This window comes from Glycomyces algeriensis (genome assembly GCF_027622855.1).
In the GTDB taxonomy this organism is placed as follows: Bacteria; Actinomycetota; Actinomycetes; order Mycobacteriales; family Micromonosporaceae; genus Glycomyces; species Glycomyces algeriensis.
In genome coordinates this window covers 28,068-53,169 of record NZ_JAPZVR010000001.1, presented here as the reverse complement: position 1 = coordinate 53,169, position 25,102 = coordinate 28,068, and the positions used below count along the sequence as shown (strand labels likewise).

Here is a 25,102-nt window from a genome sequence, read left to right as displayed (position 1 = left end):
ATCATGCCATCCGATCGCACGCGCCGCGGCGACGGCTCGCCGGGGCGGCCGCCGCGAATCGGGCGCAGCTAGGACTTCATCTTCGCCGCTTCTGCCAGCAGTTCCTCGGCGTGGGCCACGCCGAGGTGCGAATCGGGCATCCCGGCGAGCATGCGAGCAAGCTCACGTGCCCGCGCGGCGTCGTCGACCACGCGCACGCCCGAGACCGTGACGGCCCCGGACGTGTCCTTCGAGACCACCAAGTGGCGGTCCGCGAAGGCCGCGACCTGCGGCAGGTGGGTGACGACGAGCACTTGGTGGCGGCGGGCGAGCTTGGCGAGGCAGCGGCCGATCTCGATGGCCGCGCCGCCGCCGACGCCGGCGTCGACCTCGTCGAACACGAGGACGGGCGGGCCGCCGATCTCGGCGAACACCACTTCGATCGCAAGCATGACGCGGGAGAGCTCGCCGCCCGAGGCGCCCTTGTGCAGGGCGGCGGGGACTGAGCCCGGGTGCGGGCGCAGCAGGAGCTCGACCTCGTCGGCGCCGTCCTCGGTGGCGCCGGAGACCGCCGGCTCGCCGGTGCCTCCCAGAACCGTGAGGTCGATGCCGCCCCGTCCGGCCGGGCGCGGCTCTACCGCGGCCGTGACCTCGGCGTGCGGCATCGCGAGGCCCTTGAGCTCAGCCGAGACCGAGGCGGAGAAGCGCTCTGCGGCGGCGCGGCGGGAGGCGCGCAGCTGCCCGGCGAGCTCGGCGGCCCGCGCGGTGAGCTCCGCGTGCTGGGACTCGAGTTCGGCGACGCGCTCGTCGGAGACGTCGAGCTCCCCGAGTCGCTTGCGGGCGTTCTCGGCCCAGGCCAGCACACCGGGGAGGTCCTCGGCGTACTTGCGGTAGAGGGTCTTCATGGCGGCCTGGCGCTGGTAGATCTCCTCCAGCCGCTGCGGGTCGGCCGAGAGGTCGTCGAGGTACGCGGAGAGGTCCACCGCGGCCTCGGCGAGGAGCGCGCCGGCCTCGGCCAGGCGCTCGGCGAACTCGGCCAGTTTGGGGTCGGAGTGGGCGTCGTGCTCCAGGGCGCGCGCGGCCGCGCCGACGGTGTCGGTCGCACCGCCTTCGCCGGTGGCCGGGTCGCCGCTGATCGCGCCGTGCGCGGTGGCGGCGGCGAGGCGCAGGGCCTCGGCGTTCTCGAGGCGGCGGGCCTCTTCGGCGAGTTCGGCGTCCTCGCCTTCCTGCGGGTCGACGGCGGTGATCTCTTCGAGGCCCAGGCGCAGCATGTCGGCCTCGCGGGCCATCTCGCGCGCGCTGGTGCGCAGGCGGGAGAGCTCGGCGGCGCAGGTGCCGAGTTCGTGGAACACGGCGCGGTAGGCGTCGAGGACCTTGCCGTGGTCGGCCCCGGCGAAGCGGTCGAGCGCGGCCCGCTGCTCCGCGGGCTGCAGCAGCCGCATCTGGTCCGACTGGCCGTGCACCGAGATCGCGAGCTCGCCGAGTTCGGCCAGCACGCCGACGGGCGCGGAGCGGCCGCCGACCCAGGCCTTCGAGCGGCCCTCAGAGGACACCGAGCGGGCCAGCAGCAGCTCGCCGTCCTCGAGATCGGCTCCGGCCTCGATGGCGCGCTCCCGCAGTTCGAGGGCGTTCTCGCCTACGGCGAAGCGACCCTCCACAAGGGCTCGGTCTGCGCCTAGGGGGGCACGGGAGGCACGACCGCCGAACAGCAGACCAAGACCGGCGACGACCATGGTCTTACCGGCGCCGGTTTCACCGGTGATGCAGGTCAGGCCGGAATCGAGCGGCAAGGTGGCGTCAGCGATCACGCCCAGATTCTGGATGCGAAGCTCCTCCAACACGCTTCGAAGCCTAGCCGGTCCGTCTGACAATCGGCGGCCGAGCGGCGTCAGACGCGACCGTGACGCCAACCGTCAACGGGCAGAGAGAGTTTCGACACCAGGCGGGAGGCGAAGGGCTGGCCGGACATGCGCACCAGGCGCACCGGGCGGGCCGAGCGGCGGATCGTGACGGTGGAGCCGCTCGTGAGACGGGTGAGCTCCTTGCCGTCCGCGATGAGCGAGCCCTCGGTGCCGACCGACTCCACGCCGATGCGGATCACCGAGGAGGAGTGCACCACCATCGGCTTGGCGAACAGGGCGTGCGCGTTCATGGGGACCACGACGAGGGCGTCCACATCGGGCCAGACCACCGGGCCGCCCGCGGACATCGCGTGCGCGGTCGAGCCGGTCGGGGAGGCGACCACGACGCCGTCGGAGCCGTAGCGGGAGATGCGGGTGCCGTCGATCTCGATGTACAGCTCGAGCATCCGCGCGGGCTCGGCCTTCTCCACCGCGATGTCGTTGAACGCCCAGGAGCGGTGCTCCTCGCCGTCCGTGCCCATGGCCTCGACCGCCAGCGCGGTCCGCTCCTCGACGGTGTACTCGCCGTCGAGCAGGCGCGAGACGACGGTCTCGAGTTCGCCGGTCTCGGCCTCGGCGAGGAAGCCGACCTTGCCGAAGTTGACGCCGAGCAGGGGCACGTCGGCCTCGGCCGCGACTTTCGCGGCGCGCAGCACGGTGCCGTCGCCGCCGAGGGCGAGCACGAGGTCGGCGTTCTCGCCGGTGACGTCGTCGCCGACCACGAGCGCGTCGGGGCGCAGGAGGGAGTTGGTCGCGCCGGAGCAGATCTTCACCGCGACGCCTTCGGCCTCCAGCGCGGCCGCGAGCTTCCCGGCGAGCTCGGCCACGTCCTGGCGGAGCGGGTGCGTGACCACGAGGACACGACTCGGCTTCTGCTGCGGCTCCACTCGCGCTCCTACTCAGACGGTTACAGGGCCTCGAACTGTACTCCAGGCGGGTTCACCAGGAGTACCGGAGAGCATACCCATGATAACGCTTGCACCGGCTGGTTCGGAGCGAAAGCCCGGCACCCGGCTTCCCTTGGGAGGCAACCCGCTCTGCACCCTGGCCAAGCGTGATCCCTTGCGGTACAACCTGTCCCCAACACCACCCGAAACCAAGGGAGACCCGCTGGCGACACGCAGACAACTCTTCGGCTCCGGTGTCCGGGAGAGCGCGGTTCGGCCTTCGGCCCGGAGGAGAACCCGGGTCATCGGAGCACTATGTGCCTGTACCCAGGATCACTGCCACGATTGGGTGATAAGGCAGGACGGATTGTCGTACCTGGTCGATAGGGTTTTCGGTGTGCACCTTCGCTACCGGTTCCGGCTCTACCCGACACGCCCCCAGCGGGGCGCGCTCGCTCGGGTGTTCGGGTCGTGCCGGGTGGTGTTCAACGACGCGGTTGCCGCTCGCAAGCTCGCACACTCCGAGGGATTGCCGTACCCGACCAAGGCCCTGTTGTCGAGGGCGTTGATCACCGAGGCAAAGCGCAGCCCTAAGCGGGCGTGGCTGGCTGAGGTATCCGCGGTCCCGCTCCAGCAGGCCCTCGCCGACGCAGACCGAGCGCATCGAAACTTCTTCGACTCCTTGGCAGGGAAGCGGGCGGGTGGTCGAGTCGGGCCACCGCGATTCAAACGCCGGTCGAACACGCAGACAGCGCGGTTCACCAGGAACGCTCGATTTGCATTGCTCCCCTGCGGGCGACTGCGGCTGCCAAAGATCGGCGACCTCAAGGTCGCTTGGTCTAGGGAGCTGCCGGCCGAGCCATCATCGGTGACGATCATCAAGACGACAACCGGCAAGTACTACGCAAGCTTCGTCGTGGCGGTCGAAGACGATTCCGACATGATGGAGCCGCTGGCCGACTCAGACACCGAGACCGGGATCGACCTGGGCCTCGCCGACTTCGCGGTGCTGCGGGGTGGGAAGGTGATCCAAAACCCGCGATTCTTCAAGCGACTGGAGCGCAGGCTGAAGAAGGCGCAGCGGGCCCTGTCGCGAAGGGTGATGGGCTCAGCGAACCGGGCGAAGTCTCGGATCAAGGTCGCACTTGTCTACGAGAAGATCAAAAACAGCCGATCGGACTGGATCAACAAGCAGGTTGCGACGATCGTTGCCGAAAACCAAGGCATCTACGTCGAAGACCTTCATGTCAAGGCCCTGATCCGCGGACACGCCGCGAAGTCGTGGCACGACGCGGCCGCCGGCATGTTCCTGACCCGGCTCGAATCAAAGGCCGCACGAGCCGGGCGAACATTCGCGCGGGTGGACCGGTTCTTCCCGTCTACGCGACTGTGCTCGGCCTGCGGGGACCTGACTGGCCCGAAAGGCGTCGCCGAGCTCGGCGTCCGGAAATGGACCTGCGGATGCGGCGCAGTCCACGACCGTGACCAGAACGCTGAAATCAACATTAGGCGCGAAGGCAAGCGTCTCGTGGCCGCCGGACAGGCGGATACGTAAAACGCCTGTGGAGCTTGTGTCAGACCTGGGAGACCGGGCAGCGGGCGCCGAAGCAGGAACCCGACCGTAGACGGACCGCCTCGGCGGACCGCAAGCCGGAGATCCTTTTCCACTGGGAAGGGAGGATGTCAACACCCGCTCGGCGGTTCTGCATCTGCGCGGCCGCCGATGAGTATGGTCGTGTCAACGGCTACGAGCGGCTGTACTCCACCGACTCGACGTTGGTTCCCCGGTTCGATCGGCGTGAACCCGCTCGTGACGATCACGGCGCTGGCGGAGCGGAACCTGGAGGCGATCCTCGCCGCCGACTTCGCTTAAGCCGGAACGCCGCAGGCCGCGTCGACGCCGGCGCGGTCGATCGGTTCGCCGCTCTGGACCATGCGGCAGAAGAACTCCACGTTCCCCTTCGGGCCGGGCAGCGGGCTGGCGGCCACCGCGGTGGTGGTCCAGCCGAGCTGTCCGGCCTTCTCGATGACGCCCCAGACGGCGGCCGCGCGCTGCGCGGGGTCGCCGACGACCCCGCCCGCGCCGACCTGGCCCTTGCCGACCTCGAACTGCGGCTTGACCATCGGCAGCATCATGCCGTCGGGCCTGGTGCACGCGGCGAGCGCGGGCAGGACGAGTTCGAGCGAGATGAAGGACAGGTCCCCCACCGTCAGGTCGACCGGCCCGCCGAGCTGGTCGGGGGTGAGGTGGCGGACGTTGGTGCGGTCGTGGACGACCACGCGCTCGTCGGTCTGGAGCTTCCAGGCGAGCTGGCCGTAGCCGACGTCAACGGCGAGCACCTCGGCCGCGCCGCGGCGCAGCAGGACGTCGGTGAAGCCGCCGGTGGAGGCCCCGGCGTCGAGGACGCGCAGGCCCTTCGGGTCCGCCCCGAACGCGTCGAGGGCGCCGATGAGCTTGTGGGCGCCGCGGGAGACGTAGTCGTCCACGTCGCCGACGAGTCGGATGGAATCGTCGCCGGTGACGCTCGTGGCGGGTTTCGTGGCGGGGATGCCGCGCAGGTGGATGCGGCCGGCCGCGATGAGTTCGCGGGCGTGCTCGCGGGAGCGGGCGATCTTGCGGCGCACGAGTTCGGCGTCGAGTCGGTAGCGCGTCGGCATGGCGCGGGATCGGTGCTTTCTAGTGGGTGGACGCTAGGCGTCGTCGACGTTGCTGAGGATCTCGGAGAGGCGCTGCTGGACGCCTTCGAAGACCTGGACGTGCTCGGTGACGGGCAGGTCCGGCAGGGCCTCGAGGCGGCCCAGGGCCTCCTCGACCTCCATCTCGACATCGTCGGAGTCGGCGGAGGGCTTCAGGCGGCCGGCCAGGGCCCCCGGGCTCGGCGTGTCGGTCATGCGTCCTCTTCCTCGTCGTCGATCGGCTCCATGGTCGCGGCGGCGGGGGTCTCGGCGGGATCCGCGCGGTCGGCGCCCTTCTCGGCGGCATTCGCGCGGGCCTCGGCTTCGGCGAGGCGGATGCGGAGGTCGCGGATCTGCTCTTCGGAGTGCTCGAGGCGCAGGTTGAGGTCGTCGAGGTCGGCCTGGGTGGCGACGCCGAGCCGGGTGAGGCCCGCGTCGACCTCGGTGCGGAGGAGGCGGCCGAAATCGGAGGCGGTGCGGGTGCCGTGCTCGCGCACCTGCTCGGAACCCGAGCGCAGGTCCTCGCGCATCTTGCCGGCGAATTCGCGGGCGCGGCGGGCGGGTTCGCCGGCCATGCCGAGGAATGAGTCGAAGTAGGCGCGGGCGGAGTCCGTCATGGCGGTCCCACTCCCTTCAGGGTCTGCCGAGTCCGCGGGTTGGCGTCCCCGCCTCGGTGAGGCTCGCGAGCCGTAGTCTGGCTCTGGCGTCAACGGTACTGCCAAGCTACCGGGACACGGCCGTGCCCGCACGGCCGTACTGGCCGGTAACATTCTGACGGGGCGCACCGCCGCGCCCGCGCCGATCGAAACAGGAGGGCCCATGGCCACCATCGACGAATGCCGGACCGCACTCGAGCAGTTCGCGGAGAACCTCTCCTCGAACCCGAAGTCGGTGCGCAAGCTCCAGGGCTTCCAGCGCTCGCTCGCCGCCGACATCACCGACCTCTCGGTGTCGTTCAACGGCAAGTTCGACCAGGGCAAGCTGACCGGCATCACCGACGGCGACAACCCCGACGCGGAGATCCGCATGATCGTCGCCTCGGACAACCTGCTCAAGCTCGTCGCCGGCGAACTCGACTTCATGAAGGCCTTCACCGGGGGCCAGGTCAAGATCAAGGCGAACATGATGGACCTCATGAAGCTTCGCGGCGTGCTGTAGGCGAACGATTCCGGTTCACTCTGGGCCGCTTGCGCGTAGCGTGCGCGGGCGCGGGCCGTGAGGCCCGCCCCGCGCGGTCATGCGCAGGGCTGCGAGCCGTAAGGGAGCGCGGCGGAGTCCGGATGGTCCAATGCGTCCCGGTCGGACGCAACGGCATTCGAGCCACGTTGTAATCTCTCGGCAGTCGAGCGCTTCGAGCTCAAGAACTATTCCGGGAGGACCGTATGGCCACTGTTGACGAATGCCGCAATGTGCTGGAGAAGATGGCGGGCAAGGTCGCCAGGAAGTCCGACGAGCTCGAGCTCGAAGAGGGCTTCGAGCGCACGCTGGCCGTTGAGATCACCGACCTGGGCCAGACCTTCAGCGCCAAGCTCGCCGGCAACAAGCTCACCGACCTGCTCGACGGCGACGCCGCCGACGCCGAGGTGCGCATCCTGATCGGCTCCGACGACCTGATCGCCCTGTCGAAGAAGGAACTCAAGCCCGCCAAGGCGATCCTGACCGGCAAGATCAAGATCAAGGCCTCCGTGAAGGACCTCGCCAAGCTGCGCAAGGCCCTCAAGGTCGACTAAGCACCCGTCACCGTCGCAAAGCGCTGCGCCCCACCGGCACAGCGCTGAAGAGAAAACGAAGCCCGGACTGCGGCAGTCCGGGCTTCATGCTTGTCTCCGTTACAGCGACAGGAGCTTCTCCGCCGCCGCGCCCTCCGGGACCGGCGCCGTGGCGGGGTCGTAGCCGGCCATATCGGCTGCGGCCCAGCTCAACTCGCAGAGCGCCCGCCACGCGTCGAGGTCGGCGCCCTCGCCGCGGAGACGGATCTCCTTGCCCTCCAAGGTCGCCGACCAACCGCCGCACTCGATGCGGTCCACCGCATCGTTCCAGTCGGGCTCCGGGTGCGGCTCGGTCAGCGCCGCGAGGCTCCAGCCGAGGTACGTCGGCCGCTGCTCGGGCGGCAGCGCCAGCGCCAGTCGCGGCGTGGCGACACCGGTGAACACCAGCAGCGAGTCGATCCCCGCCCGGTTGGCGCCCTCGATGTCCGAGTCCGGCCGGTCGCCGACCATGACCGCGCGGGCGCCGGGCTTGCGCGCCAGCGCGGACCGGTAGATCCCCGGCTCGGGCTTCCCGGCCACGACGTCGGGGCCGCGGCCCAGCGCCGTGGAGATCGCGCCCGCCAGAGCGCCCGTGCCGGGCAGCGGACCGTCCGGTGTGGGCAGGGTGGCGTCGAGGTTCGTCGCGACCCAGAGGGCCCCGTTGCGGGCGGCGATGGTCAGGTCCGCGAGGTCCCGCCACGTCATCGACGGGATCATGCCGTAGCCGATGCCTTGGGCCGCTTTGGGATCGGTCGTCGCGACCAGGCCCTGGGACTCCACGGCGGCGCGCAGCGCCTCCGAACCGGCCACGAGGACCAGGCCGCCCTCGCCGAGGCGCTCGCGCAGGATCTCGGCCACCACCTGGGCCGAGGTGAGCACCTGGGACTCCTCGGCCGGGATGTCCATGACGCGCAGGGCCTCGGCTACGACTTCCGGGCTCCGGGAGGCGTTGTTGGTGACGAACACCGGGTCGCAGTCGAGCCCCGGAAGGGCCGCGAGGGTCGCGGCCGCTTCCGGGATCGGCTGACTGAGCAGGTAGACGACACCGTCGAGGTCGAGCAGCGCTTGGTCGTAAGCGCCGGCGAGAGCCTCAGGCGCGCCTTTCAGTCGGGTCATTTGACTCCTCAGCGTCAGGGGCCGACCCGGCGCTCGGGGACGCCGGCGTCGCGAACGGAGTGGTCGAAGGCGGCGCGGGCGTCGTCTCGGTCCTCACGTCGTCCTCGACGTCGGACTCGGACTCCTCGTCGTCCTCGAAGTCTTCATCTTCGTCGTCGTCGAAGTCGTCGTCTTCGTCGTCGTAGTCGTCGCCCTCGTCCTCGAGGTCGTCGTCCTCGTCGTCTTCGAGGTCATCGTCTTCGTCGTCCTCGTCGAGGTCGTCTTCGTCGTCGAATTCCTCGTCGTCTTCGAACTCGTCGTCCTCGTCGTACTCCTCGACGACGATGCCCTCGAGCTCGAGCAGGCGCTCGGCGGCGCCGGTCTCGCCGGTCTCGTCGGCGGCGACCGCCTTCGAGAGCCATTCGCGGGCTTCGTCTTCGCGGCCGTCGGCCAGCAGGCCCTCGGCGTAGGCGTAGCGGAGGCGGGCGACCCACGGCTCGGTCTTCGGCGAGTTGAGCCCGCCGACCTTCAGCATCGCGGTCGCGGCCTCGCCCATGCCCATGTCGCGGCGGGCGCCGGAGGCGACGATGAGCAGCTCGACCCGGACTTCGGGGTCGACGCTCTCGTCACTGCCGAACTCGCGGTAGAGGTCGATCGCACGCTCCGGGTGCCCAAGGGCGCGTTCGCAGTCGGCGATGAGCGCCACGTGGTCGTGCGTGCCGCCCAGGCGCTGCGCGGCGCGCAGCTCGTTGACGGCCAGCTGCCACTCCTCGGCGCCGTACGCGGCCACACCGGTGACCTCGCGGACCACGGCCACGCGGGACGCCTTGCGGCGGGCGTAGCGGGCCTGCTCGAGCGCGCCTTCGATGTCGTCCTCGGCGAGGAGCGCGGCAGCGGCGAGGAGCCGGTTGCCGACGGCCTCGGCGAGCTGCTTGTTCAAGCTGCGCAGCCCGGCCTTGGTCTCCTTGTCGAGCTGGTCGAAGCCGTACTCGACGCCTTCGGGGAGGTCGGGCGCCTCGTCGGACTCGCCCATGCGGATCGGGCCCTCGTGGCCGGCCTCGCGCTCCTCGAGCGGACGCAGGTTGTCCTTGCCGCGGCGCTCCTTGCCGTCGCGGCCGAAGCGGTCGTCGCCCCGGTCGTCACGGCGCGGACGGTCGTCGCGGTCGAACCGGCGCTGGCCTTGGCCTTCGCGGTTCTCGAACTTGCGCGGACGGTCGTCGTCCCGGCGGGGACGGTCGTCCCGGTTGCCTTCGAAACGGCGGGGACCGTCGTCGCCGTCGCGGCGCGGCCGGTCGTCGCGGTTGCCCTCGAACCGGCGCGGCCCCTGGCCCTCGCGGTTCTCGAAACTGCGCGGGCGGTCGTCATCGCGGCGGGGACGGTCGTCCCGGTCCTCGAAGCGGCGCGGGCGGTCGTCGTCCCGGCGGGGACGGTCGTCGCGGTTGCCCTCGAAACGACGGGGACCGCGGTCGTCGCGGTTGAAGCCGCCACTGCGGTTGTCGCCGTCGCGGCGCGGGCGGTCGTCGCGGTTGCCTTCGAAGCGACGCGGTCCGCGGTCGTCGCCGTCACGGCGCGGGCCGCGGTCATCGCGGTTGTAGCCACCACTGCGCGGACGGTCGTCACGGTTGTAGCCGCCACTGCGCCCACCGCGGTCGTCACGGTTGTAACCGCCACTGCGGCCGCCCCGGTCGTCACGGTTGTAGCCACCACTGCGGCTGTCTCGGTTGAAGCCGCCGCCACGGCTGTCGCCATCGCGGCGCGGGCCGCGGTCATCGCGGTTGTACCCGCCACTGCGCGGACGGTCGTCACGGCTGTAGCCGCCACTACGCCCACCGCGGTCGTCACGGCTGTAGCCGCCACTACGCCCACCGCGGTCGTCACGGCTGTAGCCGCCACTGCGGCCGCCGTCGCCGTCACGGCGGGGACGGTCGTCGCGGTTGCCTTCGAAGCGGCGCGGGCCGCCCCGGTCATCGCGGTTGTAGCCGCCACTGCGGCCACCACGGTCGTCACGGTTGTAACCGCCACTGCGCGGCCGGTCGTCGCGGTTATAGCCACCGCTGCGGCCACCACGGTCGTCACGGTTGTAACCGCCGCTGCGGCCACCGTCGCCGTCACGGCGCGGGCCGCGGTCATCGCGGTTGTAACCGCCACTGCGGTTGTCGCGGTTAAAGCCGCCACCCCGGCTGTCGCCATCGCGGCGCGGCCGGTCGTCACGGTTGCCCTCGAAGCGGCGCGGGCCGCCCCGGTCATCGCGGTTGTAGCCGCCACTGCGGCCACCGCGGTCGTCACGGTTGTAACCGCCACTGCGGCCACCGTCGCCTTCGCGGCGCGGACGGTCGTCCCGGTCCTCATAGCGCCGCGGGCGGTCGTCGCGGCCTTCACTGCGGCCGTAGCCGCCCCGGCTGTCTCCGCGGCCATCCTGGCGGTTGTACCCGCCGCTGCGGCCTGAACGGTCGCCGTAGCCGCCGCCCTCGCGACGGCCGTAGCCGCCTCGTCGGTCATCTTCACCCTTGCGGGCGCGGCCGTCTTCAGCCACTCGATTCTCCCCCTCTATTCACCGCGACAAAACCAGCCAAGTGTATGCCTCAGCCGACTACCTCGAACCCGGCGACGGTCTTCTTGCCGCGCCGGATCACTCCGTACCGTCCGTGAAGCAGGTCAGAGGGGTCGATAACGGCCGCAGGATCACTCACACGGACGTTGTTCAGGTAGGCCCCGCCCTCCTTCGCGGCGCGGCGGGCCTCGCCCAGGCTCGCGACCACGCCGGACTCCTTCATGGCTTCCGCCACCGTGACGTCCGGCTTGGTGAACTCGGCCAGGCCGGCCTCGACGAGCGCGGCGCGCAGCGTCGACTCGGGCAGCTCGGCGAGCTCGCCGCGGCCGAACAGCGCCTGCGAGGCGGCCACGACGTGCGCGGTCTCCTCGGCGCCGTGCAGCAGCGTGGTCAGCTCCTCCGCGAGCGCCTTCTGCGCGAGGCGCGCGGCGGGCTTCTCGGCGGTCGCCCGCTCCAGTTCCTCGATCTCCTCGTGGGACTTGAGCGAGAAGCACTTCAGGTAGCGCACCACGTCGGCGTCGCCGGAGTTGACCCAGAACTGGTAGAACGCGTACGGGCTGGTCAGCTCGGCGTCGAGCCAGACCGCGCCGCCTTCGCTCTTGCCGAACTTCGTGCCGTCGGCCTTGGTCACGAGCGGGCTCACGAACGCGTGGACGTGCGCGCCCGAGCGGCGGCGGATGAAGTCGACGCCGGCGGTGATGTTGCCCCACTGGTCCGACCCTCCGAACTGGAGGGTGCAGCCGTGGCGGCGGTTGAGCTCGTAGAAGTCGTTCGACTGCAGCAGCTGGTAGGAGAACTCCGTGAAGGAGATGCCCGACTCGAGGCGGCTCTTCACCACGTCGCGGGCGAGCATCTTCGAGACCGGGAAGTGCTTGCCCACGTCGCGCAGGAACTCCACGACGCCCATCTCGCTGGTCCAGTCGAGGTTGTTGACCGGCACCGCGCCGTTCTCGCCGTCGTAGGTGACAAACGGCGCCACCTGCGCGCGGAGCTTCTCGACCCAGCCGGCGACGACCTCGGGCGGGTTCATGATGCGCTCGCCGACCTCGCGCGGGTCGCCGATCTGGCCCGTCGCGCCGCCGACGAGCAGCAGGGGCCGCAGCCCGGCCTGCTGGAGGCGGCGGGCGGTGATCAGCTGCATGAGGTGGCCGACGTGCAGGCTCGGGGCCGTCGGGTCGAAACCGATATAGAACGTCACCTGGCCCGCGTCGATGTGCTCGCGGAGAGCGTCGATGCCGGTGGAGTCCTGGATGAGGCCGCGCCAAGCGAGATCGTCGAGAATATGCACGCCCCCATTGTGCCCTAGCGGGAGAAGCGCTTTTCGCGCTCCGAGGCCGGTGGTGACCCGTGCCGTCAGGCCTCCGCGCGCCGCCCCGCGACGCCGAGCGCGAGGGCGACCTCGATGTGGACGCGCAGTTCAAGGGCCGCATTGGTCTTCGCGACCTGCTTGGTCGGGCCCTTCCCCTCGGCCGCGACGCGCTCGCCGGAGGCGGGAAGCCAGCCCTCGGCGCGGCACGTGAAGGTCCGCTCGTGCGAGGGACCGTCGACCGAGAACTCCCAGTTGAGCGGCTTGACGAGGCCGCGCGCGGCGTAGATCTGGACCGCTTCGGCCGGGTTGACCGCGGCGTCCACGAGGAGCTTCTTCGGGCCCTCGATGCGGGGCTTGGCGACCGCGTCCGAGGACGGGTCGGGCAGGCCCGCCAGCGCGGCGACGAGCGCCAGAGCGGCCTGGTTGCGGGCTTCCTTCTTGTTGCGCTGCAAGCGTTTCGGTGAGTCGACCTGCTTGTCGCCGTAGCGGATGGAGACCTGCGCGGAGAACAGCGGGCCTTCGAAGCCGGGGGCGTCCTCGACGGTCCAGAGGACGTTCGTCTCGTTGCTGACGGGGCCGCCGAGGCGGTCCTGGAGGTAGACGTTGACGATCGACTGGGCCTGCTGGGGCTCGTCGGCGAGCATCCGGTTCATGCGCTCGCGCAGCGGCTCGAAATCGCCGCGGCCGTACAGGTAGACGGAGGCGAACTCGCGGAGCTGGAGTTCGCGGGCGTCGAGGCGGCGGGCGGTGTCCGCGGCGAGCCCGGCGGGGGTCTCGCCGCGTTCGACGGCGAACTGGAGGACGCGGGCGTACTGCTTGTAGGGCAGGGCGGTGAAGTCGGCGGCCTCGGCGTGCCTCGCGGTCTGCGCGTGGGCCTTCTGCTTGAAGTACTCGGCCTTGGCGCGGCGCTCCTCCTCGACGCGTTCGTTCACGTGCGCGGCGACGTCGTTGAGCGCTTCGAGGGGGTAGGGGCTCGGGCGGCCGAGGGCGGCGGCGAGCAGGATGCGCTGGACGACGAGGTCGGGGTAGCGGCGGATCGGGCTGGTCGCGTGCGTGTAGGCGGGCAGTTGGAGGCCGTGGTGGCCGTGCACGGTGGGGCCGTAGGTGGCGGCGCGGGCGACCATGCGCATGCGGGTGCGGAGCATCTCGAAGGCGGCGCCGTCGCCGCTGGCGGCGATGGAGTCGAGTTCGGCGCGCAGTTCGGCGGGGTCGCCGGCGACGGCGGCGAGGCGGTGGTTGCGGAAGAGGATCGGGAGGTCCTCGCGCACGGCCCAGGCCGCGATCTGCGCGTTCGCGGCGATCATGAACTCCTGCACGATGATGTAGCCGGAGTTGCGCTCGGCGCTGTCGAGGCGGACGAGCTGGCCCTCCTCGTTGGTGGCGAAGCCGGAGAGGAGGTCGTAGAACGCGAGGGCGCCGGCGTTGCGGCGGGCGGCGAGCATGGTCTGGGCGAAGCGCAGGGCGAGCGCGAGCGTGGCGTGGAGCGGGTGGGCGGGGTCGTTCGCGGCGGTCGCGGCCTCGCCGTGGGTCATGATCCACGACTGCACGAGGCGGCCGGGGCCGAGTTCGGTGGAGAGCACGTGGCCGGCGGCGTCGAGTCTGAGGTGGACGGCGAAGGTGTCGTTCTCGCGGCCCGGTTCGAGGGAGGCGGCTTCGACGACGGGCGCGGGGAGCATGTGCCTGGTGTGCTCGGGGCGGTAGCGGGTGTGGACGCGGCGGTGGGCCTCGGTGTCGGCGCTGCCGCCGTTCGCGACGTGGTCGGCGACCCGGGCGATGTGGATCCAGACGTCGAAGCCGTCGCCGTCGGGCTCGATCCAGATGGCGTCGTCGCGGTCGACCGTGGTCGCGGCGTCGATCATGATCCCGGTCTCGGCTGGGTTGTGCTCGACCAACTGCGCTCCTTCGAAGTCCAGCCGCAATGGTAACCGCAGCCACACCCTCAGGCATCGGTCGGCGCGGGGCGCCCGGGGACTTCTGCGGCGCCGACGGACCTGGGACGCGAGCGGGCCGGGCGCTCCTGTCGGAATGCCCGGCCCTGGTCGCAGTGGCGTCAGGGGCGCAGGTCCCAGGTCTCCAGGCGTCCGCACATGCCCCACTTGGCAACGGCGTCACCGGCACTGCCGGCGTGGGCGTCGCACAGGTGGGTCGCGTCGGCCCGCTCGAGGGCGTCCAGGTGGGCGCCCGTCGCGTCGGCCTGGGCCCTGGGCCCGGCGGCCCAGATCCGCCGCCAGGTCTCCGCGCGGGACGAGACGAGCTGGGCCGCCTTGTCCCACAAGGGCTTCATGGCCGCGGGGCCTTCGGCCCCGACGCGTTCGCGCAGGGCGAGGTAGCCCTCGATCGCGAGGTCCCGGCGGGCCCGGGTGGCCTCGCCGCGCTCGCTCTCGGTGAGCCCTTCGGCGGCCGGTGCCGTCGCGGCGGCCCGGTAGGCCTCCGGGTCGGCAAGGGTCGCTTCGGGAAAGGTGAACACGGCGTCCCCGGCCTCGGGGATGCCGGCGTTCTGCATGACCACGACGATCTGGAGGTCGCCGGAGCCGTTGACCGCGCGGTGGACCGTCCCGGGGGTGAACCACAGGACGGTCCCGCGCTTGAGCTCGTGGCGCTCGTAGCCGTTCCCCGAGAGGGTCTCGACCGCCCCGGTGCCGCCGACGACGACGTAGCCCTCGGTGGACGCGGTGTGCAGGTGGGGGCTGCCGCCCGCCTGGCCGTCGACCGTCGGCCAGTCGTAGACCGAGACGAGGGAGACGGCCGTGCCGCCCGGGAAGCCGCTCATCGCTACCCCAGCCGGTCCAGTTCGGCGGCGGCGAGCGCGGCGGTCTTGGCGGCGCCGTCGATCCCGGTGTCGCCGTTGCAGACGGCGACGGCGTGGCGCAGGGTCACGGTGTCGCCGGGCTCCATCGGCAGCTCGGTGTCGAAGAACGGCGCCGGGCAGACCGCGGCGAACGGGGTCGTGCGGACGAACCACTTGACCGGCGCGGTCGGGTTCTCGGGGTGGTCGGTGAAGACCAGCGTCGAGACGGCGTCGGTGGAGTCGTGCTTGCCGCGGTAGGCGAGCCAGTCGCCGCGCTCGCCCATCTTCTCGTCGCCGCCTTCGCCTTCGGCGGTGTAGACGGTGCCTTCGGTGAAGGAGCGGGGGCCGCGCCAGAAGAAGCCGCCGTAGCCGGCGTTCTCGCGGCCCTCGGTGGTGGGGCTGCCCATGACGACCGTGTTCTCGGTGTCGTTGGTGAACGCGGTCGAGAACGACAGCACCCAGGTGTCCGCGCTGAGGACGGTCACGGCGAAGGTGCGCGTCTCGGAGAAGAAGTGGCGGCCGTCCTCGGTGATCCAGTCGAGGCGCTCGACGGCCTTGACGCCGTTCTCGTCAGCGGTGAGCTCGGTGAACTCCTGGTGGACCATGGAGCCGTCGTTCTTCTCGTCCACGTAGCCCTGGCCGCGGCGGAAGGTGCGCCCGCCCCAGAAGTTCTCGGGGCCCGCGTTCGGCAGGGAGAGCGCGATGCCCTTGTGCCAGACGTGGTCGTGCGGGCGGTAGAGGCTCACCTGGTTGCCGGCGAGGTCGTAGAGCGGCTCGAAGTAGGGCCGCGGGGATTCGAACTGGTCGTTGTCGGGGCGGTAGACGTACCGCAGGATCGTCAGGCCGCCCTTGTTGACGGTGACGGCGGTGCCGTTGTCGTCGAGTTGCAGCGTCATCGGTGTGCTCTCCAGTCGTGGTTCGGTTCAGCAGCGCTGTCGGGCGGTCACTTGCGGTCGGGCCAGGGGGCGCCTGAGCCGTCCATGCGCTGGTAGAACGGCGAGGTCGGGTCGATCTCGCCGGCGCGGACGCGCTTGCCGGTGAAGGCGGAGGCGTAGATCGCGGCGAGCAGCTCCAGGGTGCGGCGTGCCTCGCCGACGGTGACCGGCGGGGCGGACTTGCCATCGAGGGCGTCGGCGATGCGCAGGAACTGCGCGTAGTGGCCCGAGGACTTGCCGCGGGGCTCGCCCGCCCAGGCGAGGTTCACTTCCTCGGCGGCCGCGTCGACCGGGTGGATGCTCCAGTTGTCGTCGCCGTAGCCGTAGAGGTGGTCGAGCTCGACGGTGGCGTTGTCGTAGTCGAGCCGGATCTGCGAGACCTCGCGCGGGCTGAGCAGCGAATTCGTGATGACCACGGACGCGCCGGACTCGAGGGTGACGATCGCGTGGGAGACGTCCTCGGTGTTGGTGATGCGGCGGTGGCGGTGCGCGGTGGCGACCACTTCGGACCAGGGGCCGACCAGGGAGAGCAGCGTGTCGATCTGGTGGATGCCGTGGCCCATGGTGGGGCCGCCGCCCTCGGTCTCCCAGCGCCCGCGCCATTCGACCGCGAAGTACTCCTCGGGGCGGTACCAGAGGGTGTCGCACTTGGCGACGGCGAGGCGTCCGAGGACGCCCGAGGCGGTCATGTCGCGCACGCGTTCGGCGGCGGAGCCGAAGCGGTGCTGGGAGATGAGCGCGAAGTCGCCCTTCGAGGCGGACGCGGCGGCCGCGATCCGGTCGAACTCGGCGAGGCTCAGCGCCGGGGGCTTCTCGCAGATGACGCCGACGCCGGCCTCGAGGGCGGCGATGGCGCCGGGCGCGTGGGCCACGGGCGGGGTGCAGAGGTCGACCAGGTCGAGGGTCTCGGCGGCGAGCAGCTCCTCGATGGAGGCGTAGCCGTGCTCGACGCCGAACTTCTCCTTGAACGCGCTGAGGCGGTCGGCGTCGGGGTCGACGGCCGCGACCAGCTCGATCCGGCCTTGACAGTGGTCGCGCAGCTGCTCGGCGTGCAGGTGGGCGATGCCGCCGGTGCCGACTACGGCGAGGCGGTAAGGGGAGGACACAGTGGACTCCTTTGTCACGAGGGCCTGTAAACGCTTTCCAGCGTTCTGGTAGATATTAGCCGACAACGGTCGCGGCAGTGACTTGGGTCGCCAGCGCCCGGGTGCCCGGTTCCAGGCGGCGGGTGCCGGTCACCTCGACGTTCAGCGCGGCCACGGTGTCCGCCGCCGAGCGAGCGAGGCGAAGTTCGAGCGCCCCGGCCTCGACGGTCCACTCGCCGTCGACGCCCACGAACGCGGCCAGTTCGACGGGCATGGCGAAGCGGGCCTCGCGTGCCTCCCCGGGGGCCAGGTCGAGCCGTGCGAAGCCGACCAGGCGCTGCACCGGGCGGACCGCGGAGGCGACCGGGTCGTGGAGGTAGAGCTGCACGACCTCGGTGCCGTGGCGCTCGCCGGTGTTGCGCACGCGCACTGCGAGCTCGACGGTCCCGTCGGGCTCGACCTGCGCGCCGGAGACGAGCGCCGCCTCGTCCCAGGTGAACTCGGTGTAGGAGAGGCCGTGGCCGAAGAGGTAGCGGGCAGTCGGATCCACTGTGGATACCGAGGAGCGGCGGGCCAGCTCGGGGGCCAGGTAGGTGGCGGGCGGCGAGTCGGGGCGCGCCGGGACGCCCGCGGGCAGGCGGCCTTCGGGCTCGGCCGCGCCGGTGAGCACCGCGCTGATCGCGCTCGCGCCCTCCTGGCCGGGCAGGAACGCCTGCACGATGGCGGCGGCCCGGTCGGGGGCCGTGCCGAGCGCGTACGGGCGGCCGGAGATCACGACGACCACCGTGGGCGTGCCCGAGTCGAGCACCGCTTCGAGCAGTTCGGGCTGGCGGCCCGGCAGCGCGTGGGTCGGAGCGTCGCAGCCCTCGCCGGAGGTGCCCCGGCCGAAGAGCCCGGAGCGGTCGCCGACGGCGATGATCGCGAGGTCGGCGGCGGCGGCCGCGTTCGCCGCGGCGGCGATCTCGGCGTCGGAGGCGTCGAGCACGGAGCCCGCCGCGAGGTGCTCGATCGCCGCGGCCGGGAGGTCCGCGGTGAGCCGCTCGACGAGCGTCGCGATCGAGACGCCCATGTCCACGTGCGGGTACGGGTCGTCCGAGTCGATGGACGCGGCGTCGTTGCGGCCGTGGTGGTTCGGGAACGCGTAGCAGCCGAGCATGACGGCCTTGTCGTCCGCGACGGGGCCGACGAGGGCGATCCGCCCGGGCTCGGCCGCGAGCGGCAGCGTGCCGTCGTTGGCGAGCAGCACGATCGACTTGCGGGCCACCTCGGCGGCCAGCGCGCGGGCGTGGGGCGGGTCGAGGTCGATCTCCGCGGCGGGCTCGGGGAGCTCGTCGAGCAGGCCGAGCTCGATCTTCTGGGTGAGCACGCGCTCGACGGCGCGGTCGATCACGCCTTCGTCGATGCGGCCGGCGGCGACGGCGGACTGCAGGGGCTCGCCGTAGCAGTCGACGCTGGGGAGCTCGACGTCCACGCCGCCCGCGAGGCTGAGGACGGCCGCTTCGGCGCGGTCGGCGGCGACGCCGTGGAGGGAGTTGAGGAAGTTGACGCCGAAGTAGTCGGAGACGACGGTGCCCTCGAAGCCCCATTCGTCGCGAAGGACGGTCTGCAGCAGTTGGGGGTTGGCGTGGGAGGCGACGCCGTCGTTGGCGGCGTAGGAGGGCATCACGGAGCCGGCGCGGCCGATGCGCACGGCCATCTCGAAGGGGGTCAGGTAGGTCTCGGCGAACTGCCGGGGGCCCATGTAGACCGGGCCGAAGTTGCGGGCCGCGTGCGAGGCGGAGTAGCCGGCGAAGTGCTTCAGGGTGGCGATGATTCCGGAGTCCTGCAGGCCCGAGACGTACGCGGTCGCGAGTGTGCCCGTCAGGTACGGGTCCTCGCCCATCGTCTCCTCGGTCCTCCCCCAGCGCGAGTCGGCGACGACGTCCAGGACGGGGGCGAGGCCCTGGTGGACGCCGACGCTGCGCATGGTGACGCCGATCTGCTGGGCCATCGCGCCGACGAGCTCGGGGTCGAAGGTCGCGCCCCAGGCGAGGGCGGTCGGGAAGATGGTCGCGCCGTGGGCCATGAAGCCGGTGAGGCACTCCTCGTGGGCCAGGGCGGCGATGCCGAAGCGGCTGGAGGCCCGGATGCGCTGCTGCAGGGCGGCGAGGTTGGCCGCGCCTTCGGCGGCCGGGACGGGCGCCGAGCCGAAGGGGCGGGTCAGCTGGCCCAGCCCGTGCGCGATGGCCTCGTCCTCGGAGACCCCGCTGTTCTGCTCGCTCTGGTGCGGGGCCATGTCGCCGGCGTCAGCGTCGACGCCGCGCCACAGGCCGTACAGCTGCGCGCATTTCTCTTCGAGCGTCATCCGCTTGACAAGACCGGCGGCGCGTTCGGCCGCGTCCGCGGGGGTGTCGGTGTCCATGCTGCTCCACTCAAGCGGCCCGGAGCATTGGAACTGCTGGTTCCGGGCCGATAGTTTCTGAAACTTTTCTGATCGTTTTCGATACAGGTTTGCACACCATAACATTGATGACGGGGTACTTCTAGGCTCAATCTGAGCTTGGGATGCGTTTGCCCACGACGATTTATCGAGCAAACTTCTCGAAAGTTTCGGGTGGAATCCGGGAGCCCAGAGGCGCCACTATAAGATGTCGGCACTACGGTTGGGCAGGAACGACCAGGAGGACCCTTGAGCGAAGACGAACATGGGCGCATCACGATCCGCGCCATCGCCGACGAGGCCGGCGTCAGCGTGCCGACGGTCTCGCGCGTCATCAACGGCCGCTCGGACGTCGCCCCCGAGACGCGCAAACGCGTCGAGGAACTGCTGAACGAGCGCGGCTACCAGCGCCGCCGCTCCACCCGCGCACCCAGCCGCGCGCGCCTGGTCGACCTCGTCTTCAACGAGCTGGACAGCCCCTGGGCCGTGGAGATCATCCGCGGCGTCGAGGACGCGGCCCACGCCTCCGGCGTCGGCACCGTGGTCTCGGCGGTCCACCGCCGCCGCGCCTCGACCGAACAGTGGCTGGACAACCTCCGCACCCGCGCCTCCGACGGCGTGATCCTGGTGGTCTCCCAGCTCGCGTCCCCGATCCTGGAGCAGCTGCGCCACCTCGGCGTCCCGATGGTCGTGCTCGACCCCTCCGGCGGCCCCACGATGGACGCGCCGGCGATCGGCGCCACCAACTGGGCCGGCGGCCTGGCCGCGACCGAGCACCTGATCTCCTTGGGCCACACCCGTATCGGCTTCATCCATGGCCCGAAGCAGGTGCTCTGCTCCCGGGCGCGCTTCGACGGCTACCGCGCCGCCCTCGACGCGGCCGGCCTCACCTACGACCCGACGCTGATCTACGACGGCGACTTCTACCACCAGTCCGGTTTCGACGCCGCTTCCTCGCTCCTGCGCCTCCCCGAGCCGCCCACCGCGATCTTCGCCTCCTCGGACCAGATGGCCTTCGGCGCCTACGAGGCCATCCGCCAAGCGGGCCTGCGCATCCCCGAGCACGTGAGCGTCATCGGCTTCGACGACCTGCCCGAGTCGCGCTGGACCAGCCCGCCGCTGACCACCGTCCGCCAACCCCTCGCCGAGATGGGCGCCCTCGCCGCCCGCACGGTCCTGGAGATGGCCGCCGGCAACGACATCGACTCGCCCCGCCTCGAGCTCGCCACCGAGCTCGTCGTCCGCGAGTCCACCGCGCCGCTCGTCTGAGGGCGGTTCAGGAGTCCGGGTCGTACAGCAGGACCCGGACCTCCTGCGCGCACCGGCAGGACGCGGCGAGCTTCGCGGCCCATGCCAGGGCCTCCTCGTGCGAGTCCACTTCGAGGATCGAGAACCCGCCGAGGACCGCTTTGGTCTCGGGGAACGGTCCATCGGTGACCGTGCCGTCGGTGCCCACGATCTGGGCGCGCTGGCGTTCCATCCCCGCGCCGAAGATCCAGACGCCGGCGGCCTTCGCCGCCTCGACCACCGCGCGGGTCTCCCGGCCGACCTCGGCGAGGTCCTCCTCGGGGAAGGTCATCGCGCCGTCGTCGAACGAGATCAGGTATCGGGCCATGTCGGTGCCTCCTGTCCGGCGCCGGCCACGGTGCGCGGCGCCCCGTCCCGATCGTACGGACGGGGTCCGACACCGTCCCCGGTTCAGGCGTTGGGGGCCACGTCGGTGCCCGCGCCGCGCTTGCGGGGCTTCACCGCTTCGCGAACCGCCTCCGGGGCGGTCTCCAGGCCGAGGGGCACCAGCCCGGCGTCGGCGATGAGGGCGAGGTCGTCCTTCGCCGCCTGGCCTTCGCTGGTGAGGTAGTCCCCCAGGAAGATCGAGTTGACGATCTGGAGCGCCACGCCCTGCATGTGCCGCAAGTGGACCTCGCGGCCCGCCGCGAGGCGCACCTCCGCGGCCGGGTTCGCCAAGCGCACCATCGCGAGGATGCGCAGGCACCGGCGCGGGTCGAGCTCCCACGTGGCCTCGAGGGGCGTGCCGTCGAAGGGCAGCAGGAAGTTCACCGGGATCGAGTCCACGTCGAGCCCCCTGAGCCCCAGGGCGACCGAGACGAGGTCGGCGTCCGACTCCCCCATGCCCGCGATCAGGCCCGAGCACGGGGACAGGCCCGCGCCGTGCGCCGCGTTGACGGTGTCCACGCGGTCGCTGAAGGTGTGGGTCGAGCAGATCTCGGCGTACGTGTCCTCCGACGTGTTGAGGTTGTGGTTGTAGGCGTCCGCGCCGAGGTCGGCGAGGCGCTCGGCCTGGCCGTCCTTGAGCAGGCCCAGGCAGGCGCACACCTCGACGCCGGGGGCGGCGTTCTTCACCGCGGCGATGGTCTTGCCCACGCGCTCGACGTCCATATCGGTCGGACCGCGCCCGCTCGCGACCAGGCACACCCGCGAGGCGCCGCCCGAGACGCCGGCCGCGGCCTGCTCGGCGGCCTGCTCCGGGCTCAGCCACGTGTACTTGAGGACGTCGGCCTTCGAGCCGAGCCGCTGCGAGCAGTAGTTGCAGTCCTCCGGGCACAGCCCGCTCTTCAGGTTCACCAGGTAGTTGAGCTTGACCGTGTTCCCGAAGTGGCGGAATCGGAGCCGCGCCGCCGCGGCCACCACGTCCATGAGCTCGGCGTCCGCGCTCGCCAGCACCGCTTCGAGGTCGGCGGCGGCCGGGGCCTCCCCCGCGTCTGCGGCGGCGGACAGGCGGCTGAGGGCTTCGTGCACTGCGGTCATGGCAAAAATCTTGCCACAGCGCGGAGGCGCGGGACCTTTCGCATGGTTCACGGCCATTGCGTGCAATACGCCTCCCGCATCACCCTCAGACCGCAGCGTCGCGATCCGGATACACTTGCTACAGTGGGTGGTCGGTGCTGCGAAGAACGCGGCGGGCTGGTGGAGGTCCCCCCTGCTCGCGTTTCACACGACGAACCGCTCGAGCCATCCGGAGAGAACCAACCGTGCCGATCGCACCTGGACAACCGGCGTTGATCGCCGTCGCAGTCGCGACCCTCTGGGCCCAGCCCTCGGCCCCAGGACCGGAGGACCGCCTCGCGCTCGGCGTGCCGTCCGCCATCCGCGAATGGGTCGCCCGGCTCACCAACGACATCCGCGCCAACGGCCTCAAGGGACGCGTGCGCACCCAGTGCCTCCTCGGCACCCGCGTCGACGTCCGCCAAGTGGCCGACGGCTGGGCCGAGGTCGCCTGCCCGCAGCAGGACACCTCAGGCTGGGTCCCGCTCGACCAGCTCGTGTACCCCGCAGAGGGCGACACCGAGGGCGTCGAGCACTTCGTGAGCGCCACTGCGACCGCCGTGCGGGACGAGCCCGGCGGCGACGTGGCCATCCCGGGCGTCACCCTCGGCACCCGCCTGCGGGTCGTCGGCGCCGCCTACCGCGGCTGGGTCCCCGTGGGCCTGCCCGGGCCGCGGCAGCCCGGCTGGGTGCCCCAGCGCGACCTCGCCAACGAGCCCGTCACCGCAGCGCCCTCGACCGCGCTAATCGCGGCCGGGCTCGACGCGGTGAAACTCGCCCAGCAGCTCCTGGAGATCCCGTACCTCCACGGCGGCGTCAGCGCCTACGGCATCGACGCCCCCGGCCTGGTCTGGATCGTCTACCGCCAGCTCGGCATCGACGTGCCGCGCTTCAACGACGCGCTCATCGAGTCCGGCGAAGCGGTCCAGTTCGAGGACCTCCACCCCGGCGACCTGGTGTTCATCGAGCACGGCGGCGACCCCCGGACCCCGGCCATCATGGCCGAGCGCAGCCAGACCGACCTGCCCGAGGTCATCTTCTCGTCCTCGGTCTACGGCAAGGTCGTCGTCGAATCCCTCAAAGACTCCGAACTGGCCGGCATCACCGCCTGCCGCCGCCTGCCCGTGCAGGCCTGAGACGCCGGAAACGAGACGGCAGCGACGAAACGGCCCGCCTTCCCTTTTTCGGGGAGGCGGGCCGTTCGCTCGCTGTGCTTACTTCTCGACGCCTGCGACCGCGGGGGAGGTCGCCGCCATCTCGGCCTCGGACTCCGCGAAGAGCTCATTGAAGGACTTGCCCTGGCGGCGCAGCAGGATCCAGTTCGCCAGCACGACCGCGGCCAGCACGCCGGCGATGATGCCGAGCGAGATCGTGGTCGGGATGTGCGGCATCCACTCGATGTGGTGGCCGCCGTTGATGAACGGCAGCTGGTTCTCGGCCAGGCCGTTCATGACGAGCTTGACGCCGATCCAGCCGAGGATCGCGGCCAGGCCCAGGTGCAGGTACTTCAGCGACTTGAGCATCGCGGCCAGCAGGAAGTACAGCTGGCGCAGGCCCATGAGCGCGAAGATCGTGGCGGTGAAGACCAGGTACGGCTCCTGGGTGAGGCCGAAGATGGCCGGGATCGAGTCGAGCGCGAACAGGATGTCCGTCGAGCCGATCGCGATCATCGCCAGCAGCAGCGGCGTCACGAACTTGACGCCGTCGATGCGGGTGAAGAGCTTGCTGCCGTGGTAGTCGGCGCTGACGCGCATCTTCGACTCGGCGAACTTCATGAAGCGCGACTTCTCGTAGTGCTCCTCGCCCTCCTCGCCTTCGTGGGCGTTCTCGCGGAGCTGCCCGATCGCGGTCCAGATGAGGATCGCGCCGAAGATGAGGAAGACCCAGCTGAACTTAGCGATGAGCACGGAGCCCACCGCGATGAACCCGCCGCGGAGGATGATCGAGAGGACGATGCCGACGAGCAGCACGCGCGACTGGAGGACCGCGGGGACGCGGAAGCCCTGGATGATGAGCAGGAAGACGAAGAGGTTGTCGACCGAGAGCGCCAGCTCGGTCAGGTAGCCGGCGTAGAACTGCCCGCCGTAAGTCGCGCCTTGGGTGACGAACATGATGACGCCGAAGACCAGCGCCGCGCCGATGTAGACGCCGGCCCAGGAGGCCGCTTCCTTCGTCGAGAGCTTGTGGGGGTTGCGGATGGCCATCGCGAGGTCGAGTACGACCACGGAGGCCAGCACCACCATCGTGAGAGCCCAGGCCCACGGGGGGAGGTCCAATGTGTTGCCTTCCTTGCCTTTGGAGGGTCACATGGTCTCTCCCGGTCCTTGCGGACCAGCGCCACCGGGGACCGATCGCGGTCCCGTGCATTGACGACGACGCTAACAGCGGCGAGCGCTGCGGGATACTCCCCACATACCTGATTCTGAACAGACGGGACTATTCTGCCTGCCGGAAGCCGACTTGTCATCAGTCGGATATGTGACTTCACTCTCGACAGTACGCCAGGTGGTGCCGCTTCGGCGGCAGCTGTGGAAGGCTCCGCTCATGGTTCTCGAAGTCGCTGAAATCAAGGTCACCCCCGGGCAGGAAGACGCTTTCAAGGAGGCGTACCGCTCCGCCCGCGAGCTCGTGAAGGCCTCCCCCGGCCTGCGCACCATGCGCATGACGCAGGGCGTCGAATCGCCGGGCCGCTTCGTGCTCCTCATCGAGTGGGACTCGGTCGAGGCCCATGAGCAGGGCTTCCGCGAGACCGACCGGTACGTGAAATGGCGCGAGGCCATCGGCCCGTTCTTCGCCCAGCCCCCGCTTGTCGAACACTTCAACGACATCGACTAGGCACACCGGCTAGACGGCATTGCAGCGAGCGGCCCGCGCCTGAAGGCGCGGGGCGCGGGGGTGGGGGTGAGCGACGGGGGGGTCGGTTTGGGGGGGGTTGCGGGTGTGAT

23 protein-coding genes are annotated in these 25,102 nt (G+C 70.9%); 7 read left to right on the top strand and 16 right to left on the bottom strand.

Annotated elements, in window-relative coordinates:
* Positions 1 to 68: 68 nt before the first annotated feature.
* Positions 69 to 1,820 carry a DNA repair protein RecN gene (gene recN / locus O2L52_RS00225; protein ID WP_270113267.1) on the bottom strand — a complete coding sequence of 584 codons (1,752 nt, stop codon included), beginning with the start codon at positions 1,818 to 1,820 and terminating at the stop codon, positions 69 to 71.
* A gap of 47 nt (positions 1,821 to 1,867) precedes the next feature.
* Positions 1,868 to 2,767, bottom strand: a complete 900-nt coding sequence (locus tag O2L52_RS00220) for an NAD kinase (protein WP_270113266.1) — start codon at positions 2,765 to 2,767, stop codon at positions 1,868 to 1,870.
* Between the two features lie 397 nt (positions 2,768 to 3,164).
* Here O2L52_RS00220 and O2L52_RS00215 point away from each other — a divergent pair, with 397 nt between their 5' ends.
* Positions 3,165 to 4,322 carry an RNA-guided endonuclease InsQ/TnpB family protein gene (locus O2L52_RS00215; protein WP_270113265.1) on the top strand — a complete coding sequence of 386 codons (1,158 nt, stop codon included), beginning with the start codon at positions 3,165 to 3,167 and terminating at the stop codon, positions 4,320 to 4,322.
* 314 nt (positions 4,323 to 4,636) lie between these two features.
* Here O2L52_RS00215 and O2L52_RS00210 read toward each other — a convergent pair whose 3' ends face one another.
* Genes O2L52_RS00210 through O2L52_RS00200 form a run of 3 tightly spaced genes read right to left on the bottom strand, consistent with a single transcriptional unit; the run spans position 4,637 to position 6,060 of the window.
* Positions 4,637 to 5,425, bottom strand: a complete 789-nt coding sequence (locus O2L52_RS00210; protein ID WP_270113264.1) for a TlyA family RNA methyltransferase — start codon at positions 5,423 to 5,425, stop codon at positions 4,637 to 4,639.
* 33 nt (positions 5,426 to 5,458) lie between these two features.
* Positions 5,459 to 5,659, bottom strand: a complete 201-nt coding sequence (locus tag O2L52_RS00205; protein WP_270113263.1) for a hypothetical protein — start codon at positions 5,657 to 5,659, stop codon at positions 5,459 to 5,461.
* Complete coding sequence (locus O2L52_RS00200; protein WP_270113262.1) at positions 5,656 to 6,060, bottom strand: phasin family protein; 405 nt, start codon at positions 6,058 to 6,060, stop codon at positions 5,656 to 5,658. The genes O2L52_RS00205 and O2L52_RS00200 overlap by 4 nt, the downstream gene beginning before the upstream one ends.
* A 202-nt stretch (positions 6,061 to 6,262) precedes the next feature.
* On the opposite strand from O2L52_RS00200, the gene O2L52_RS00195 reads away from it, so the two are divergent.
* Together O2L52_RS00195 and O2L52_RS00190 are read left to right on the top strand one after the other, a co-directional pair.
* On the top strand, positions 6,263 to 6,601 hold the full coding sequence (locus tag O2L52_RS00195; RefSeq protein WP_270113261.1) for an SCP2 sterol-binding domain-containing protein: 339 nt from the start codon (positions 6,263 to 6,265) through the stop codon (positions 6,599 to 6,601).
* Positions 6,602 to 6,825: 224 nt separating this feature from the next.
* Positions 6,826 to 7,173, top strand: coding sequence for an SCP2 sterol-binding domain-containing protein (locus O2L52_RS00190; protein ID WP_270113260.1), 348 nt, complete (start codon positions 6,826 to 6,828; stop codon positions 7,171 to 7,173).
* 99 nt (positions 7,174 to 7,272) lie between these two features.
* On the opposite strand, the gene O2L52_RS00185 is transcribed toward O2L52_RS00190, so the two are convergent.
* Together O2L52_RS00185 and O2L52_RS00180 are read right to left on the bottom strand one after the other, a co-directional pair.
* On the bottom strand, positions 7,273 to 8,307 hold the full coding sequence (locus tag O2L52_RS00185; RefSeq protein ID WP_270113259.1) for an HAD-IIA family hydrolase: 1,035 nt from the start codon (positions 8,305 to 8,307) through the stop codon (positions 7,273 to 7,275).
* Positions 8,282 to 9,319 (bottom strand): hypothetical protein, encoded by a 1,038-nt coding sequence (locus O2L52_RS00180; RefSeq protein WP_270113258.1) that lies wholly within the window; start codon positions 9,317 to 9,319, stop codon positions 8,282 to 8,284. Before O2L52_RS00180 ends, O2L52_RS00185 begins: the two co-directional genes overlap by 26 nt.
* Positions 9,320 to 9,334: 15 nt before the next feature.
* Between O2L52_RS00180 and O2L52_RS00175 the strand changes: the two genes are divergently transcribed.
* The gene (locus O2L52_RS00175) at positions 9,335 to 10,732 is read left to right on the top strand and encodes a hypothetical protein (protein WP_270113257.1); all 1,398 of its coding nucleotides are present in this window, start codon (positions 9,335 to 9,337) and stop codon (positions 10,730 to 10,732) included.
* Between the two features lie 136 nt (positions 10,733 to 10,868).
* Here the strand turns inward: O2L52_RS00175 and tyrS are convergent, their stop codons facing one another.
* From tyrS to O2L52_RS00145, 6 genes are all read right to left on the bottom strand, one after another.
* Entirely contained in the window at positions 10,869 to 12,125 is a 1,257-nt protein-coding gene (tyrS, locus tag O2L52_RS00170; protein WP_270113256.1) for a tyrosine--tRNA ligase, read from the bottom strand.
* 65 nt (positions 12,126 to 12,190) lie between these two features.
* Complete coding sequence (locus O2L52_RS00165; RefSeq protein ID WP_270113255.1) at positions 12,191 to 14,038, bottom strand: RNB domain-containing ribonuclease; 1,848 nt, start codon at positions 14,036 to 14,038, stop codon at positions 12,191 to 12,193.
* A gap of 158 nt (positions 14,039 to 14,196) precedes the next feature.
* The gene (locus tag O2L52_RS00160; protein WP_270113254.1) at positions 14,197 to 14,916 is read right to left on the bottom strand and encodes a cupin domain-containing protein; all 720 of its coding nucleotides are present in this window, start codon (positions 14,914 to 14,916) and stop codon (positions 14,197 to 14,199) included.
* Positions 14,917 to 14,918: 2 nt separating this feature from the next.
* Positions 14,919 to 15,830 (bottom strand): DUF6807 domain-containing protein, encoded by a 912-nt coding sequence (locus O2L52_RS00155; protein ID WP_270113253.1) that lies wholly within the window; start codon positions 15,828 to 15,830, stop codon positions 14,919 to 14,921.
* 47 nt (positions 15,831 to 15,877) lie between these two features.
* A complete protein-coding gene (locus O2L52_RS00150) occupies positions 15,878 to 16,975 on the bottom strand; it encodes a Gfo/Idh/MocA family protein (protein ID WP_270113252.1) in 1,098 nt (365 codons plus the stop codon).
* Between the two features lie 55 nt (positions 16,976 to 17,030).
* On the bottom strand, positions 17,031 to 19,355 hold the full coding sequence (locus tag O2L52_RS00145) for a beta-glucosidase (RefSeq protein ID WP_270113251.1): 2,325 nt from the start codon (positions 19,353 to 19,355) through the stop codon (positions 17,031 to 17,033).
* A 267-nt stretch (positions 19,356 to 19,622) separates the two neighbouring features.
* Here O2L52_RS00145 and O2L52_RS00140 point away from each other — a divergent pair, with 267 nt between their 5' ends.
* Positions 19,623 to 20,642 (top strand): LacI family DNA-binding transcriptional regulator, encoded by a 1,020-nt coding sequence (locus O2L52_RS00140; RefSeq protein WP_270113250.1) that lies wholly within the window; start codon positions 19,623 to 19,625, stop codon positions 20,640 to 20,642.
* A 7-nt stretch (positions 20,643 to 20,649) separates the two neighbouring features.
* Here O2L52_RS00140 and O2L52_RS00135 read toward each other — a convergent pair whose 3' ends face one another.
* Positions 20,650 to 20,988, bottom strand: a complete 339-nt coding sequence (locus tag O2L52_RS00135) for a YciI family protein (RefSeq protein WP_270113249.1) — start codon at positions 20,986 to 20,988, stop codon at positions 20,650 to 20,652.
* An 83-nt stretch (positions 20,989 to 21,071) separates the two neighbouring features.
* Complete coding sequence (bioB, locus tag O2L52_RS00130) at positions 21,072 to 22,139, bottom strand: biotin synthase BioB (protein ID WP_270113248.1); 1,068 nt, start codon at positions 22,137 to 22,139, stop codon at positions 21,072 to 21,074.
* A gap of 224 nt (positions 22,140 to 22,363) precedes the next feature.
* On the opposite strand from bioB, the gene O2L52_RS00125 reads away from it, so the two are divergent.
* Positions 22,364 to 23,293, top strand: coding sequence for a C40 family peptidase (locus O2L52_RS00125; protein WP_270113247.1), 930 nt, complete (start codon positions 22,364 to 22,366; stop codon positions 23,291 to 23,293).
* Between the two features lie 78 nt (positions 23,294 to 23,371).
* On the opposite strand, the gene O2L52_RS00120 is transcribed toward O2L52_RS00125, so the two are convergent.
* A complete protein-coding gene (locus tag O2L52_RS00120) occupies positions 23,372 to 24,433 on the bottom strand; it encodes a TerC/Alx family metal homeostasis membrane protein (RefSeq protein ID WP_270113246.1) in 1,062 nt (353 codons plus the stop codon).
* Positions 24,434 to 24,701: 268 nt separating this feature from the next.
* Here O2L52_RS00120 and O2L52_RS00115 point away from each other — a divergent pair, with 268 nt between their 5' ends.
* On the top strand, positions 24,702 to 24,992 hold the full coding sequence (locus O2L52_RS00115) for an antibiotic biosynthesis monooxygenase family protein (RefSeq protein ID WP_270113245.1): 291 nt from the start codon (positions 24,702 to 24,704) through the stop codon (positions 24,990 to 24,992).
* The last annotated feature ends 110 nt before the right edge of the window (positions 24,993 to 25,102 follow it).

Bases quoted from the DNA above. Each gene is read 5' to 3' on its own strand.
- O2L52_RS00210 (WP_270113264.1), bottom strand. From the start codon at position 5,425: ATGCCGACGCGCTACCGACTCGACGCCGAACTCGTGCGCCGCAAGATC.
- O2L52_RS00205 (WP_270113263.1), bottom strand. From the start codon at position 5,659: ATGACCGACACGCCGAGCCCGGGGGCCCTGGCCGGCCGCCTGAAGCCC.
- O2L52_RS00200 (WP_270113262.1), bottom strand. From the start codon at position 6,060: ATGACGGACTCCGCCCGCGCCTACTTCGACTCATTCCTCGGCATGGCC.
- O2L52_RS00195 (WP_270113261.1), top strand. From the start codon at position 6,263: ATGGCCACCATCGACGAATGCCGGACCGCACTCGAGCAGTTCGCGGAG.
- O2L52_RS00190 (WP_270113260.1), top strand. From the start codon at position 6,826: ATGGCCACTGTTGACGAATGCCGCAATGTGCTGGAGAAGATGGCGGGC.
- O2L52_RS00185 (WP_270113259.1), bottom strand. From the start codon at position 8,307: ATGACCCGACTGAAAGGCGCGCCTGAGGCTCTCGCCGGCGCTTACGAC.
- O2L52_RS00180 (WP_270113258.1), bottom strand. From the start codon at position 9,319: ATGGGCGAGTCCGACGAGGCGCCCGACCTCCCCGAAGGCGTCGAGTAC.
- O2L52_RS00160 (WP_270113254.1), bottom strand. From the start codon at position 14,916: ATGAGCGGCTTCCCGGGCGGCACGGCCGTCTCCCTCGTCTCGGTCTAC.
- O2L52_RS00155 (WP_270113253.1), bottom strand. From the start codon at position 15,830: ATGACGCTGCAACTCGACGACAACGGCACCGCCGTCACCGTCAACAAG.
- O2L52_RS00145 (WP_270113251.1), bottom strand. From the start codon at position 19,355: ATGGACACCGACACCCCCGCGGACGCGGCCGAACGCGCCGCCGGTCTT.
- O2L52_RS00135 (WP_270113249.1), bottom strand. From the start codon at position 20,988: ATGGCCCGATACCTGATCTCGTTCGACGACGGCGCGATGACCTTCCCC.
- bioB (WP_270113248.1), bottom strand. From the start codon at position 22,139: ATGACCGCAGTGCACGAAGCCCTCAGCCGCCTGTCCGCCGCCGCAGAC.
- O2L52_RS00115 (WP_270113245.1), top strand. From the start codon at position 24,702: ATGGTTCTCGAAGTCGCTGAAATCAAGGTCACCCCCGGGCAGGAAGAC.